This window comes from Bacillus sp. CH_70 (genome assembly GCF_038007045.1).
GTDB lineage: Bacteria > Bacillota > Bacilli > Bacillales > Bacillaceae_G > Bacillus_A > Bacillus_A cereus.
The window spans coordinates 3,587,637-3,603,553 of sequence record NZ_JBBOWL010000001.1 but is presented as its reverse complement, the minus strand read 5'-3'; the positions used below and the strand labels follow the sequence as shown (position 1 = coordinate 3,603,553).

The following is a 15,917-nucleotide window of genomic DNA, read 5'->3' as shown; positions in this document are numbered from 1 at the left end:
TTTATGGGGGAATTGGGATGAATGCTGAGATTATTGCGGTTGGAACTGAATTATTACTTGGACAAATTGCAAATACAAATGCCCAGTTTTTATCTGAAAAGTTGGCTTCAATTGGAATTAACGTGTACTATCATACTGTTGTTGGTGATAATAATAAGCGACTGCAAAAGGCAATTGAAGCTGCGGAAGAACGTGCTGATATCCTTATTTTTACAGGTGGGTTAGGGCCGACAAAAGATGATTTAACGAAAGAAACAATAGCGACTAGTTTAGATGAAAAGCTTGTGTATGATGAAAAGGCATTAGCCTTAATAAGTAATTACTTTAAGCGTACAGGCCGTGAATTTACGGAGAATAATAAAAAGCAAGCGCTCGTTTTAAATGGAGCAACAGTATTTGCAAATGACCACGGTATGGCGCCGGGTATGGGGGTAAATAAGAACGGAAAAGTTTATATTTTATTACCAGGGCCGCCAAAAGAAATGAAACCAATGTATGTAAGTTACGTAGAGCCTTTTTTACGTAATTTTACAACAGGAGAAAACATTTATTCACGTGTGCTTCGTTTCTTCGGTATTGGGGAGTCCCAATTAGAGGTGAAAGTTCAAGATTTAATTGATGGACAAACAAACCCAACAATTGCCCCGCTAGCAAATGATGGAGAAGTGACATTACGTTTAACTGCTAAGCATCAAAATGTTAGCGAAGCGGAGAAACTAATTCAACATGTGGAAGATTTGATTTTAGAAAGAGTAGGAGAATTTTTCTACGGATATGACCAAGAATTTTTGCATTATAAGGCAATCGAGTTATTGAAGAGAAAAGGGTTAACTTTAGCATGTGCAGAAAGTTTAACAGGTGGTCTTTTTGGAAATCAAGTAACTGAAAATGCTGGTGTTTCTTCTGTATTTAAGGGCGGTGTCATTTGTTATCATAATGATGTGAAGCAACATGTTTTACGTGTGCCTGAAGAAGTATTGCATACTGATGGTGCAGTTAGTAAGGAATGTGCTCGTTATCTTGCTGAAAATGTTAAGGATTTATTAAAAGCGGATATCGGAATTAGTTTCACTGGGGTAGCAGGGCCAGATGCGTCAGAACAGAAAGAGCCAGGAACAGTATTTGTTGGATTAGCGATTAAAGGTGAACAAACTGCAGTCTTTCCTCTTAATTTAAGTGGAAGTCGTCAACAAATTAGAGAACGATCAGCAAAATATGGATTTTATCATTTATATAAAAAGCTAGAAGAGATATAAGTCTCTTCTAGCTTTTTTTATAGTTAAATTCCGTATTTGTGTGATGGAAAATAAAAAAATCGAATAAATGTTCGATTTTTGTTGGCAAATTGAATTGAAAATAGGTATAATAAGATTAGCAATTCAGTTAAGGAGGAATTTTGAATGAGTGATCGTCAAGCGGCATTAGATATGGCGTTAAAACAAATAGAGAAGCAATTCGGTAAAGGTTCAATTATGAAATTAGGAGAACAAGCGGAACGTAGAATTTCTACAATTTCAAGTGGTTCTTTAGCACTTGATGTGGCGCTAGGGGTAGGCGGATACCCACGTGGCCGTATTATCGAAATTTACGGACCTGAAAGTTCAGGTAAAACGACAGTTTCATTACATGCAATTGCAGAAGTACAACGTCAAGGTGGACAAGCAGCATTCATCGATGCGGAGCACGCAATGGATCCTGTATATGCACAAAAATTAGGCGTTAACATAGATGAATTACTATTATCACAGCCTGATACAGGGGAGCAAGGATTAGAAATCGCAGAAGCACTTGTACGAAGTGGTGCGGTTGACATTATCGTAATTGACTCTGTAGCAGCTCTTGTACCGAAAGCAGAGATTGAAGGAGACATGGGTGACTCACACGTAGGTTTACAAGCACGTTTAATGTCACAAGCACTTCGCAAGCTTTCAGGAGCAATCAACAAATCAAAAACAATTGCAATCTTTATTAACCAAATTCGTGAAAAAGTTGGGGTTATGTTCGGAAATCAACTACAAGTTGCTTAATCGAAAAGATTAAGGAGTTTACCATGGGTTTCCCTTGCTAGTGATAGCATGTTAAAAAACCTTGTGAACCTTATTGCCTAAGGGTGTAACTATCCATATAGTTGCTAACGGTGAAGCCCACCATTATTTAGGGTAATACCGTGCCAAGCTCCATAGTGATATGGGGAAGGTGTAGAGACTACCGAAAAGGACTTTTAGTTAACTGAGTAGGGTACGGCAGATGATAGGCTACTGCTGGAAGTGCAAGGCTCTCTGTAAAGAGATGAAGAGATAGTCCAGACTATAGAGATGGAAAATCTATAGATAGTGCCAGAAACAACTCCAGGTGGTCGTGCGTTGAAATTCTATTCAACTGTTCGTCTTGAAGTGCGTCGTGCGGAGCAATTAAAGCAAGGTAACGACATCGTTGGTAATAAAACAAAAGTAAAAGTAGTGAAAAATAAAGTAGCGCCACCATTCCGTGTTGCTGAAGTTGATATTATGTACGGAGAAGGTATTTCAAGAGAAGGGGAAATCTTGGATATGGCTTCTGAGCTTGATATCGTTCAAAAGAGCGGTGCTTGGTATTCTTATAATGAAGAACGTTTAGGACAAGGTCGTGAAAATTCGAAGCAATTCTTAAAAGAGAATACGGACTTAAGAGAGGAAATTGCCTTCTTTGTTCGTGATCATCACGGAATTGGTGAAGATTCTGGTGTGGAAGACACGGAAGATTCAACTCTTCAAGATTAAAAAATAAAAGACACGGGTCCCGTGTCTTTTATTTTTTACCTTCTATTAAAGGGGTATCTATCGTAGTGGTTAAAATATTTTTTTGACTCAAATGGGATGTGTAAAGAGGAATATTCATGCGTTTTAAGGGAATAAAATGGTATTTACTAAGGTTTTCCAGGATAATATGCTATCAATTTTTCAAATTCAGATAACATTCAGGACTGAAGGTAAAGAAAGTAAAAGTAGACAACGCTTGACAATGAAAATTACGATAGATACAATGAGAATGTATATTTTTTCTTATATACGATATACTCTTCTCAAGAAGAGAAGTAATATTCGGAGTAAGGTTTAAAACTTACCGAAATAATAATATGACATTTTAATTGTGAAATGAAGAAAGTCCCTTAAAAAAGCGGGACGACGGTCTTTGCTGTATGTTGTAATTTAATGTACATGCCGACAGTCTTTTTTCATTCATAGCAAGGGGAGGTGAAATCATGAGTAGTACAGTTTGGATACTCATCTCCATTTTGCTTGCAACAACAGTCGGTGCAGTTGTTGGCTTTTTTGTTCGAAAGTCTATTGCTGAAGCGAAGATTAATGGTGCGGCTAATGAAGCGAAACGTATTCTAGACGAAGCGAATCGTGAGGCTGAAGCACTTAAGAAAGAAGCGCTTTTAGAAGCAAAGGATGAAATTCATACACTTCGTACAGAAGCTGAATTAGAAATTCGTGACCGTAGAAGCGAATTACAAAAACAAGAAAATCGTTTAATGCAAAAAGAAGAGAACCTTGATCGTAAAGACGAAACGCTCGATAAACGCGAGCAGCAGTTAGAGAAGAAAGAGGATTCTCTTGTAGCGAGACAACAACAGATTGAAGAGTTGGAAAGCAAAGTGGGAGAGTTAGTTCAAAAGCAACAAACAGAATTAGAGCGCATTTCCAATCTGACACGCGAACAAGCGAAAGCAATTATTCTTGGTAAAGTAGAAAATGAAGTTTCTCATGAAATCGCTGTTATGGTAAAAGAAAGTGAAGTTCGCGCGAAAGAAGAAGCGGATAAGAAAGCAAAAGAGATTTTATCTCTTGCAATGCAAAGATGTGCAGCTGATCATGTTGCTGAAACAACCGTTTCGGTTGTAAATCTTCCAAATGACGAAATGAAGGGACGTATTATCGGGCGTGAAGGTCGTAATATTCGTACGTTAGAAACGTTAACGGGTATTGACTTAATTATCGATGATACACCAGAGGCGGTAATCCTTTCTGGATTCGATCCAATTCGTCGTGAAACAGCTCGTATCGCTCTTGATAAACTAGTACAGGACGGACGTATTCACCCAGCGCGTATTGAAGAGATGGTCGAAAAATCAAGACGTGAAGTGGACGAGTATATTCGCGAAGTCGGAGAGCAAACAACGTTTGAAGTGGGTGTTCATGGATTACACCCAGATTTAATTAAAATTTTAGGTCGTTTAAAATACCGTACAAGTTATGGACAAAACGTCTTAAAACACTCTATGGAAGTTGCATATTTAACTGGACTTATGGCAGCAGAGCTTGGCGAGGATGAAAAACTAGCAAGACGTGCTGGTCTATTACATGATATCGGAAAAGCGATTGACCATGAAGTAGAAGGTAGCCACGTTGAAATTGGTGTTGAACTCGCAACGAAATATAAAGAGCATCCTGTAGTTATAAACAGTATCGCATCTCACCATGGTGACACAGAACCAACTTCTATCATTGCAGTTTTAGTTGCAGCAGCAGATGCTTTATCAGCTGCAAGACCGGGAGCTCGTAGTGAAACGCTTGAAAACTACATTCGTCGTCTTGAAAAGTTAGAAGAGATTTCAGAGTCTTATGAAGGCGTTGAAAAATCATTTGCAATTCAAGCAGGACGTGAAGTTCGTATTTTGGTAAAACCAGATACAATCGATGATTTAGAAGCTCATCGTTTAGCTCGTGATATCCGAAAACGTATTGAAAATGAACTGGATTACCCAGGACATATTAAAGTAACTGTTATTCGTGAAACACGTGCAGTGGAATACGCAAAATAAAGTGGTGAAACACCACTTTATTTTTTTGTGTTGGAATTGGATAAAATAAAGACAGTTAGTTATATAGCGTAAAAGTGAAACAAACTTATAATAAACATATTATAAGGAATTTCCTTAATGCTATAGCAATAAAAAATGCAGTACATAGAAAGGGTAAGACATATGAGAATATTATTTGTTGGGGATGTAGTAGGATCTCCTGGTAGAGGTATGATTCAACAATACGTACCGGCATTAAAGAAAAAATATACACCTACAGTAACAATCATTAATGGAGAAAACGCAGCAGGTGGCCGTGGGATTACAGAAAAAATATATCGAAACTTTTTAGAGTGTGGGGCGCAAGCAGTTACACTTGGAAACCATGCTTGGGATAATCGTGAAGTATTTGAATTCATCGATGATGCAAAATATCTTGCAAGACCAGCTAACTTCCCAGAAGGAACTCCAGGAAAAGGACTTATCTTTGTGAACTGTAATGGAACAGAAGTTGCAGTTATTAACTTACAAGGGCGTACTTTCCTTCCTCCGATTGATTGTCCATTCCGTAAAGTGGATGAATTAATTAATATTGCGAAAAAACGTACGAATATTATCTTTGTTGATTTCCATGCGGAGACTACAAGTGAAAAACAAGCGCTAGGTTGGTATGTAGATGGACGTGCTACAGCAGTAGTAGGTACGCATACGCATGTCCCTACAGCGGATAACCGTATTTTACCAAGCGGAACGGCATATATTACAGATGTTGGGATGACAGGGCCATATGATGGAATATTAGGTATGGACCGAGAAGCGGTATTGAAGAAGTTTTTAACGAACTTACCGGTACGATTTGAAGTAACAAGTGGTAGAACGCAATTAAGTGCAGTGTTAATTGATGTGGATCCAAATACAGGAAAAGCAAAGAAAATTGAGCGCATTTTAATTAATGACGATCAACCATTTTTTGAGTAAATTTCCGTTAAATTTTAGATAAGTTATTATATTTTAATTTTTTAGAAAAATTACGAAAATTTAGCAGGAATACGCGCCATTCCTCGTGAATATAAGTTAAAGTGAAATAATTGCTAATACTTTTTAAAGAAACGAGGAGGAAACGCGGAATGGAAATATTAAAAGTTAAAGCAACGTCGGTCCCTAATTCTGTAGCTGGTGCACTTGCAGGTGTTATTCGCGAACGCGGAACAGCAGAAATTCAAGCTATTGGTGCAGGTGCATTGAACCAAGCGGTAAAGGCAGTAGCAATCGCAAGAGGATTTGTAGCGCCTAGTGGTTTGGACCTGATTTGTATCCCAGCGTTTACAGATATTATGATTGATGGCGAAGAGCGTACAGCAATAAAATTAATTGTAGAACCTCGTTAAGTTTTAAACAACCTGTTTGCAGTATGCAAACAGGTTGTTTTTATAATGGAGGAATGAAAATGAAAATTTTTGATGCTCATTGTGACGTGCTTCTTCAGTTATGGAGTGCACAAGGGAAAAGGAATTTTAACGATGATTCACAATTACATATTACATTTGAACAGTTAAAGAGAAGAAAAGGAAGTATACAATGTTTTGCTATATATGTACCAGAAACAGTGGCATATGAAAACCAATTTGAAGCAGCATTACAAATGGTAGATATTTTTTATAATGAAATTTTATCGCTACCAAGTGTAAAGTTTATTCAGACACAAGATGATATTAACATGTTAAAACAGGACGAGGTTGGAGCGATATTAACACTAGAAGGATGCGAAGCAATTGGAAAAGAAGCAATGAAATTACGGTTGTTGTATCGCCTAGGAGTACGTTCTTTTGGACTAACATGGAATTATGCTAATCTCTTAGCTGATGGTGCGCTAGAGACACGTGGGGCGGGTTTAACGAATTTTGGTAAACAGGTTGTACAAGAACTGAATGCGCTACATGTATGGACTGATGTGTCTCATCTAAATGAAAGAAGTTTTTGGGATGTTATAGAGATTGCAAAAAATCCTATTGCTTCCCACTCAAATTGTATGAAACTTTGCGAGCACCCACGTAATTTAAACGATGAACAACTTAAAGCTCTTATAAAGAAAAATGGCATGATCGGTGTCACTTTTGTACCGCAGTTTCTAACAAGTGAAAGGCAAGCAAATATAACTGATATCATAAAACATATCGAATATATTTGCTCGCTAGGTGGAGAAAACAATATAGGGTTTGGTTCAGATTTTGATGGGATTGTAGATACGGTTGTCAATGTATCTGCCTATGGAGATTATGAAAATGTCATGAATGAGCTTTATAAATACTATGCTGCATCTACTGTAGAAAGATTTTTATATGATAATTTTGTTGAACATATGAGTTTTTAAGTTTGTGGTTTAAAATTCAGAAAAATTAAAATTAATTCATTTGATTTTATTGCTTTTTTTAAGACCTAATACTAGAATGAAAAACAAAATAGCTTTATACTAAAGATTCAGGGAAATCAGAAGAGGCATAATTTGCGTCCGTTGTAGTTTATTTGCATAAAAAATGCTAAACTATTACTGTAAAAAAATACACTACAATGAATGCAGCCAAAAGGGGTGTAGGAGATGATTAGTCAACTTTCATGGAAAGTTGGAGGCCAACAAGGTGAAGGAATTGAAAGTACAGGAGAAATCTTCTGTATTGCATTAAACCGATTAGGATATTACCTATACGGTTACCGCCACTTCTCATCACGTATAAAAGGCGGCCATACAAATAATAAAATTCGTGTAAGTACAACAGAAGTACGCGCGATCTCAGATGATTTAGATATTTTAATTGCTTTTGACCAAGAAACAATTGATTTTAACTTCCACGAACTACGTCCAGGTGGAATTGTAGTTGCGGATGCGAAATTTAATCCAACAATACCCGACAATACAGATGTAAATCTATATGTGATACCGTTTACAGATATTGCTTCAGAATTAGGCACATCATTAATGAAAAACATGGTTGCTGTTGGAGCATCAAGTGCAGTATTAGGATTAGACGAAACAGCTTATTTAGATGTTGTTGAAGAAATCTTTGGTCGTAAAGGAGAGCAAGTCGTTCAAAAGAATATGGACGCAATTAAACGCGGCTCTCAATATATGAAAGAATTACTAGGTGAGAAAGTAAACATGATGCAGCTTGAAAAAGCTGATGGTAAAAAACGCATGTTTATGATTGGAAACGATGCAATCGCATTTGGTGCGGTAGCTGGTGGTGCTCGTTTTATGTCAGCATACCCAATCACACCTGCATCAGAAATTATGGAATACTTAATTAAAAAATTACCGAAAGTCGGCGGAACAGTAATCCAAACTGAGGATGAAATTGCAGCTTGTACAATGGCAATCGGCGCAAACTATGCTGGTGTTCGTACATTAACTGCATCTGCTGGTCCTGGTCTGTCATTAATGATGGAAGCAATCGGTTTAGCAGGTATTACAGAAACCCCATTAGTAATTGTTGATACACAACGTGGTGGTCCAAGTACGGGATTACCAACGAAACAAGAACAGTCTGACTTAATGGCGATGATTTACGGTACGCATGGTGAAATTCCAAAAATCGTAATGGCGCCAAGTACAGTTGAAGAAGCTTTCTATGACATTGTAGAAGCATTTAACTTATCTGAAGAATATCAAGTTCCTGTTATTTTCTTAACAGATTTACAGCTTTCGTTAGGAAAACAAACAGTAGAACCACTTAAATTAGATAAAGTGGAAATCCGTCGTGGTAAGCTTGATTTAGAAGCAGAATTACCAGAACGTGAAAATAAAGCATACTTCAAGCGTTATGAAGTAACTGAAGACGGCGTTTCGCCGCGTGTTTTACCTGGTATGAAAAATGGTGTTCACCATGTTACAGGTGTAGAACATGATGAAACTGGAAAGCCATCGGAATCAGCAATAAACCGTAAAGATCAAATGGACAAACGTTTCCGTAAAATGGAGAACTTGAAGTTTAATACCCCTGTTTATAAAAATGTTAAGCATGAAGAAGCAGACGTATTGCTTGTTGGATTTAACTCAACTCGTGGTGCGATCGAAGAGGCAATGACGCGTTTAGAACAAGAGGGTATGAAAGTAAACCATGCTCATGTGCGTTTAATTCACCCGTTCCCAACAGCTGAAATCGATCCACTTGTGAAAAAGGCGAAGCGTGTTGTAGTAGTAGAAAACAATGCAACAGGTCAACTTGCTAACATTATGAAAATGAATCTTGGTAATGGTGAGAAAATTTCTAGTCTTTTAAAATATGATGGAAACCCATTCTTGCCGAAAGAGATTTACAACGAATGCAAAAAAGGGGTTGTATTAAATGGCAACATTTAAGGACTTTCGTAACAGTGTAAAGCCAAACTGGTGCCCAGGTTGCGGAGACTTCTCAGTGCAAGCTGCAATTCAACGTGCAGCAGCTAACGTTGGCTTAAATCCAGATGAACTTGCTGTTATTTCTGGTATCGGCTGTTCAGGCCGTATTTCAGGTTATATTAATTCATATGGTGTGCATAGTATTCATGGTCGTGCCCTTCCGATTGCACAAGGTGTGAAAATGGCAAATCGTGATTTAACAGTTATCGCTTCAGGTGGTGACGGTGATGGATTTGCGATTGGTATGGGACATACAATCCATTCTATTCGTCGTAATATCGATATTACGTACATCGTAATGGATAACCAAATTTATGGATTAACAAAAGGGCAAACTTCACCACGTAGTGAAGCTGGATTTAAAACGAAAAGCACACCACAAGGTTCAATTGAACCATCACTAAATGTAATGGAAATGGCTTTAACAGCTGGTGCGACATTTGTGGCGCAAAGCTTTTCGAGTGATTTAAAAGAATTAACACAAATTATTGAAGCTGGTATTAACCATAAAGGATTTTCATTAATTAACGTATTTAGCCCATGTGTTACTTACAATAAAGTAAATACTTACGATTGGTTTAAAGAGAATTTAACGAAACTAAGCACAGTAGAGGGATATGATCCATCTAATCGCATGATGGCTATGCAAACGTTAATGGAAAATAACGGTTTAGTAACAGGTTTAATTTATCAAAATACTAAGCAACCATCATATCAAGAACTTGTTAAAGGCTATAGTGAAGAGCCTTTAGTGAAATCTGATTTAAATATGGATCAGAAAATGTTTGATGAGCTTGTTGCTGAATTTATGTAATGTAAGAAGAGGAGGTTGCCGATTTGGCAACCTTTTTTATGTGCAAAAAATATAGGGTAGTTTTATTTACTTAGAAAATTCAGAATGGTAAAATAATATGTAAATCGTTGTATGAAAATGGCAAGTTCATTGCTTATGAAATGTAAGATAATAAAGGGCCTCTGGATTGTTAAAATTGGCGAAACACGTCATACTATGGTAATGTTTATAGGGATAAAGCAATATGCTTTTTGGTAGGACAATAAGAAATGATAAAAAGGGAATGTCTATTTGCGTGGGGAAGACTTCATTCTTATGAATGATTAGATTGATTACTCAAGTTTCAAAGGACAAGTTATCTCCAAGCTATCTAACCATTTTTGAGGTGAGTCTAAGCGCATTAAAATGGACTATAGAGTGTGTATAGTTAAGGGTGAAAGGAGATTACCGATGAACGAGCAACAACGATTAGCAAGTCAACAAGCAAATTCCTCTACGAAAAAAGAAGAGAAAGATTATAGTAAATACTTTGAAAGTGTATATCAACCACCTTCCTTAAAGGATGCGAAAAAGCGCGGGAAAGAAGAAGTTAAAATTGAACGGGATTTTGGCTTACCTGAAGAGTTTCGCAATTTTGGTACAGGCCGAAAGTTCTATATTCGTACATATGGTTGTCAAATGAATGAGCATGATACGGAAGTAATGGCAGGTATTTTCACAACGCTTGGATATGAACCAACTTTTTCAACTGAGGATGCAGATGTAGTTTTATTAAATACTTGTGCGATTCGTGAAAATGCTGAAAATAAAGTGTTTGGTGAACTAGGCCATTTAAAGTCACTAAAACGAAGAAATCCGGACCTTTTAATTGGTGTATGTGGTTGTATGTCTCAAGAAGAATCTGTTGTAAATAAAATTATGCAAAAAAATCAGCATGTAGATATGGTGTTTGGAACGCATAATATTCATAGATTACCGTACATTCTAAAAGATGCGATGTTCTCGAAGGAAACGGTAGTTGAAGTTTGGTCAAAAGAAGGGGACGTAATTGAAAACCTTCCGAAAGTACGCCGTGGTGATATTAAAGCTTGGGTAAATATTATGTATGGCTGTGATAAGTTCTGTACGTATTGTATTGTACCGTATACACGAGGAAAAGAGCGAAGTAGACGTCCAGAAGATATTATCCAAGAGATTCGTCACTTAGCTGCGAATGGTTATAAAGAAATTACATTACTTGGACAGAACGTAAATGCATATGGTAAAGATTTTGAAGATGTAAAATACGGTCTTGGTGATTTAATGGACGAACTTCGTAAAGTTGATATAGCCCGTATTCGTTTTACAACGAGCCATCCACGTGATTTCGATGATCACTTAATTGAAGTACTTGGCAAAGGTGGCAACCTAGTAGAACATATCCATTTACCAGTTCAATCTGGAAGTACAGATATGTTGAAAATTATGGCGCGTAAATATTCGCGTGAGCATTATTTAGAACTTGTAAGAAAAATTAAAGAAGCAATTCCAGATGCAGTATTAACAACAGATATTATCGTTGGTTTCCCAAATGAAACAGATGAGCAATTTGAAGAAACGATGTCGTTATATCGTGAAGTAGGATTTGATACTGCCTTTACATTTATTTATTCTCCTCGCGAAGGTACACCAGCTGCAAAAATGAAAGATAATGTACCGATGGAAGTAAAGAAAGAACGTCTTCAACGCTTAAATACACTAGTAAATACGTTGGCAATTGAAAAGAATAGTCGTTATAAAGGTCAAATTGTAGAAGTGTTAGTTGATGGGGAAAGTAAAAATAATCCGGAAGTACTTGCAGGTTATACTCGTACGAATAAACTTGTAAACTTCGTTGCTTCAAAATCTTTAATTGGTCAGCTTGTGAAAGTAAAAGTAACGGAAGCAAAAACTTGGTCTCTTAACGGGGAATTAGTTGAAGAGCCGATTGAGGTGAAATAATAGATGAAAGTATATTCGAAAGATGACATTGTTGAACAAGCGAAAGAATTAGCAAAAATGATTTCTGAAACAGAAGAGGTTGATTTTTTTAAGAAAGCAGAGGCGCAAATTCATAAAAATGAAAATGTAAAGCGCGCAATTGATGAAATTAAAGCACTGCAAAAACAAGCAGTAAACTTGCAACATTACGGGAAATGGGAAGCTTTAAAAAAGGTAGAAGCTGAAATTGATGCATTGCAAGATAAGTTAGACAGTATTCCAGTTGTACAAGAATTTAAATCTTCACAAACATATGTAAATGACTTATTACAGTTAGTTGCTAGTACAATTTCTAACAACGTAACAGATGAAATATTAATTTCAACTGGTGGCGATGTACTTAAGGGTGAAACTGGCGCAGCGGTAGAAAGTAAAAAAGGAAATTGTGGTTGTTAAAGAGATGTCATATTGACATCTCTTTTTTTTAGTTGATTAAACGTAAGTTCTTCTCAAAAAAAGAATGACACATTCCGCTATTGTCACGCATATGATTAAGTGAATAGTGATTGAGGAGGGTTACGAATGTCCGAATTTAGAGAGATTATTACAAAAGCAGTGGTTGGAAAAGGACGTAAGTATACAAAGTCAACGCATACATGTGAATCGAATAATGAACCAACAAGTATTTTAGGGTGCTGGGTAATTAACCACTCGTACGAAGCAAGAAAGAATGGGAAGCATGTGGAAATTGAAGGTTTCTATGATGTGAACACTTGGTATTCATTTGATGGAAATACAAAGACTGAAGTTGTAACAGAACGCGTGAACTACACGGACGAAGTCAGCATTGGTTATCGTGATAAAAACTTTTCTGGTGACGATTTAGAAATTATTGCTCGTGTTATTCAGCCACCAAATTGTTTAGAAGCGCTGGTATCACCAAACGGTAATAAAATTGTTGTAACTGTAGAACGTGAATTTGTAACAGAAGTAGTTGGAGAAACGAAAATTTGTGTAAGTGTAAATCCTGAAGGCTGCGTAGAATCAGATGATGATTTCCAAATTGCTGATGATGAATTTGAAGAATTAGATCCGAACTTTATCGTTGATGCAGAAGAAGAGTAATAGAAAGCTAGGGAGAAGTTCTTCCTAGCTTTTTACTTTACATAAGTGGCGCTGAATGAACATGATTCTTTATGAAATATGTTATAATGAAGATAGACTCCTGAAATAGGAGATATGGATGTCCGTGAAATGTGACATATATGAAAATTGATTACTATGTAAGAATTATGGAGGAAAAGTATGACGCAATATACCCCTATGATACAGCAATATTTAAAGGTTAAGGCAGACTATCAAGATGCCTTTTTATTTTTCCGATTAGGCGATTTTTATGAAATGTTCTTTGAAGATGCCGTTAAAGCAGCTCATGAGCTTGAGATTACATTAACGAGCCGAGATGGTGGCAGTAGTGATCGTATACCGATGTGCGGTGTACCCCATCATGCAGCTAAAAACTATATTGAACAACTTGTTGAAAAAGGATATAAAGTTGCTGTTTGTGAGCAAGTGGAAGATCCAAAAACAGCTAAAGGTGTAGTGCGCCGTGAAGTAGTACAACTAATTACGCCAGGAACGATGATGGAAGGGCGTACAATTGATGAGAAAGAAAACAACTTCTTAGCCGCATTAACACATTTTGAAGATGGATCATATGCTTTAGCTTGTAATGATTTAACGACTGGACAAAATACAGTAACGTTATTGACTGGTTCAGTAGAAGATATTTTATTGGAAGTGTATGCAACTGGTTCGAAAGAAATTGTTGTAGATTCTTCATTTTCTAAAGATGAATTAAATAAATTAACTGAAACGTTAAAAATGACAATTTCATATGAAGATGCAACGGCAATTCCTGAAGGATTAGAACATCTTGTGAAAAATGTTTCGCAAGCAAAGTTAATTAAAGCAATTGGACGCTTATTTAACTATGTGATAAGAACGCAAAAACGTTCATTAGATCATTTACAACCTGTAGAAATTTATTATACGAATCAATTTATGAAAATTGATGTGCATTCAAAGCGAAATTTAGAGCTGACGGAAACACTTCGAACGAAAGAAAAAACAGGATCATTATTATGGCTATTGGATAAAACAAAAACAGCTATGGGTGGTCGTATGTTAAAACAGTGGATGGAACGTCCACTTATTCAGAAAGAAAAAGTTGAAGAGCGTTTAGAAATGGTTGAAACATTTGTAAATGATTACTTCTTACGTGAAGATTTAAAAGAAAAATTAAAAGAAGTATATGATTTAGAACGTTTAGCAGGAAAAGTTGCATTTGGTAATGTCAATGCAAGGGACTTATTACAGTTAAGACGATCTTTACTTCAAGTGCCAGCTATTTTAGAAGCGATTAGTTTGTTAGATAATGCTTATGCAGCAAGGTTAATTCAAGGAGCGGATCCATGTGAGAGCTTAACTGAATTACTAGGAAGAAGTATTCAAGAAAACCCACCGCTTTCTATTAAAGATGGAGATATTATTAAAGACGGTTATAATGACAAGCTTGATCAATATCGTTACGTTAGTAAAAACGGAAAAACGTGGATCGCTGAGCTTGAAAAACGAGAGCGTGATATTACAGGAGTTAAATCGTTAAAAATCGGGTACAACCGTATTTTCGGCTACTACATTGAAGTGACGAAGGCGAATCTTGCAGCACTTCCAGAAGGCCGCTACGAACGAAAACAAACGCTTGCTAATGCTGAACGTTTCATTACAGATGAACTGAAAGAAAAAGAAACGTTAATTTTAGAAGCAGAAGAAAAAATTGTACAACTAGAATACGATTTATTTACAGCGCTTCGTGAAGAAGTAAAAGTATTTATTCCGAAATTACAACATTTAGCAAAAGTAATTAGTGAATTAGACGTACTGCAAAGTTTTGCGACAGTTAGTGAAGAAGAACAGTTTGTAAAACCTGTACTAACAACGAAGCGTGAAATCTTTATTAAAGATGGTCGTCATCCTGTCGTTGAAAAAGTATTGAACGGGAAATTGTATGTACCGAATGACTGTATTATGCCAGAGAAGATGGATGTCTTTTTAATTACAGGACCGAACATGTCTGGTAAAAGTACGTATATGAGACAGTTAGCACTTGTAACGGTTATGTCACAAATTGGTTGTTTCGTACCAGCAACAGAAGCAGTATTACCTGTATTTGATCAAATCTTTACGAGAATTGGTGCAGCGGATGATTTAATATCAGGTCAAAGTACATTTATGGTCGAAATGTTAGAAGCGAAAAATGCAATTGCAAACGCATCAGAAAGAAGTTTAATTTTATTCGATGAAATTGGACGAGGTACATCTACGTATGATGGCATGGCACTTGCACAAGCGATTATTGAACATATTCATGACCAAATTGGTGCAAAAACGTTATTCTCTACGCATTATCACGAATTGACTGTGTTAGAAGAGAGTTTAGATCAACTGAAAAATGTACACGTTTCAGCAATTGAAGAGAATGGAAAAGTAGTATTCCTTCATAAAATTCAAGATGGAGCAGCTGATAAAAGTTACGGAATTCACGTTGCGCAACTTGCAGAGCTTCCAGATAGCTTAATCGCCCGCGCGAAAGAAGTGTTAGCACAACTAGAAGGACAGGAAGAAATTATTATTCCAAAGCGTGTAGAAGTAAAGGTACAAGAAGTTGTTCCAGAACCTGTAGTTGTAAAAGAAGAACCGGCAGAAATACAAGAAAAGAAAGAAGAGACTGAAGAAGAGTCACAACTATCTTTCTTTGGAGGAGACCAATCTTCAAAAAAACAAGACAAGCCTGTGCTTGATCAAAAAGAAAGCGCAGTACTTGCGCAAATTAAAAAAATTGATTTACTTGATATGACACCTTTAGAAGCGATGAACGAATTGTATCGCTTACAGAAGAAGTTAAAGAAAGGATGAGTAAGTAG

General features: G+C 36.6%; 11 protein-coding genes and 2 pseudogenes. All 13 read left to right on the top strand.

Going from position 1 to position 15,917, the window contains the following annotated elements:
- Positions 1 to 17: 17 nt before the first annotated feature.
- Positions 18 to 1,256, top strand: a complete 1,239-nt coding sequence (cinA, locus tag N2V79_RS18145) for a competence/damage-inducible protein CinA (RefSeq protein WP_029443109.1) — start codon at positions 18 to 20, stop codon at positions 1,254 to 1,256.
- 144 nt (positions 1,257 to 1,400) lie between these two features.
- Positions 1,401 to 2,009, top strand: a pseudogene (gene recA, locus N2V79_RS18140) (recombinase RecA); the annotation flags it as partial.
- A gap of 327 nt (positions 2,010 to 2,336) precedes the next feature.
- Positions 2,337 to 2,759, top strand: a pseudogene (locus N2V79_RS18135) (recombinase RecA); the annotation flags it as partial.
- Positions 2,760 to 3,241: 482 nt separating this feature from the next.
- Positions 3,242 to 4,807: a ribonuclease Y gene (rny, locus tag N2V79_RS18130; protein ID WP_000099769.1), complete on the top strand. Its 1,566-nt coding sequence runs from the start codon at positions 3,242 to 3,244 to the stop codon at positions 4,805 to 4,807.
- Positions 4,808 to 4,969: 162 nt separating this feature from the next.
- Complete coding sequence (locus N2V79_RS18125) at positions 4,970 to 5,764, top strand: TIGR00282 family metallophosphoesterase (RefSeq protein WP_001221097.1); 795 nt, start codon at positions 4,970 to 4,972, stop codon at positions 5,762 to 5,764.
- A 149-nt stretch (positions 5,765 to 5,913) separates the two neighbouring features.
- Positions 5,914 to 6,174 carry a stage V sporulation protein SpoVS gene (gene spoVS, locus N2V79_RS18120; RefSeq protein WP_000404341.1) on the top strand — a complete coding sequence of 87 codons (261 nt, stop codon included), beginning with the start codon at positions 5,914 to 5,916 and terminating at the stop codon, positions 6,172 to 6,174.
- A 59-nt stretch (positions 6,175 to 6,233) separates the two neighbouring features.
- On the top strand, positions 6,234 to 7,157 hold the full coding sequence (locus tag N2V79_RS18115) for a dipeptidase (RefSeq protein WP_340720127.1): 924 nt from the start codon (positions 6,234 to 6,236) through the stop codon (positions 7,155 to 7,157).
- A 225-nt stretch (positions 7,158 to 7,382) separates the two neighbouring features.
- A complete protein-coding gene (locus N2V79_RS18110) occupies positions 7,383 to 9,140 on the top strand; it encodes a 2-oxoacid:acceptor oxidoreductase subunit alpha (RefSeq protein ID WP_000625417.1) in 1,758 nt (585 codons plus the stop codon).
- Positions 9,127 to 9,993 (top strand): 2-oxoacid:ferredoxin oxidoreductase subunit beta, encoded by an 867-nt coding sequence (locus N2V79_RS18105; RefSeq protein ID WP_000190155.1) that lies wholly within the window; start codon positions 9,127 to 9,129, stop codon positions 9,991 to 9,993. Before N2V79_RS18110 ends, N2V79_RS18105 begins: the two co-directional genes overlap by 14 nt.
- 429 nt (positions 9,994 to 10,422) lie before the next feature.
- On the top strand, positions 10,423 to 11,952 hold the full coding sequence (gene miaB / locus N2V79_RS18100; RefSeq protein WP_001005393.1) for a tRNA (N6-isopentenyl adenosine(37)-C2)-methylthiotransferase MiaB: 1,530 nt from the start codon (positions 10,423 to 10,425) through the stop codon (positions 11,950 to 11,952).
- Between the two features lie 3 nt (positions 11,953 to 11,955).
- On the top strand, positions 11,956 to 12,387 hold the full coding sequence (locus N2V79_RS18095) for a RicAFT regulatory complex protein RicA family protein (RefSeq protein ID WP_000870460.1): 432 nt from the start codon (positions 11,956 to 11,958) through the stop codon (positions 12,385 to 12,387).
- A gap of 126 nt (positions 12,388 to 12,513) precedes the next feature.
- On the top strand, positions 12,514 to 13,056 hold the full coding sequence (gene cotE, locus N2V79_RS18090; protein ID WP_001288799.1) for an outer spore coat protein CotE: 543 nt from the start codon (positions 12,514 to 12,516) through the stop codon (positions 13,054 to 13,056).
- 180 nt (positions 13,057 to 13,236) lie between these two features.
- Complete coding sequence (gene mutS / locus N2V79_RS18085; protein ID WP_000195993.1) at positions 13,237 to 15,909, top strand: DNA mismatch repair protein MutS; 2,673 nt, start codon at positions 13,237 to 13,239, stop codon at positions 15,907 to 15,909.
- Positions 15,910 to 15,917: the final 8 nt, after the last annotated feature.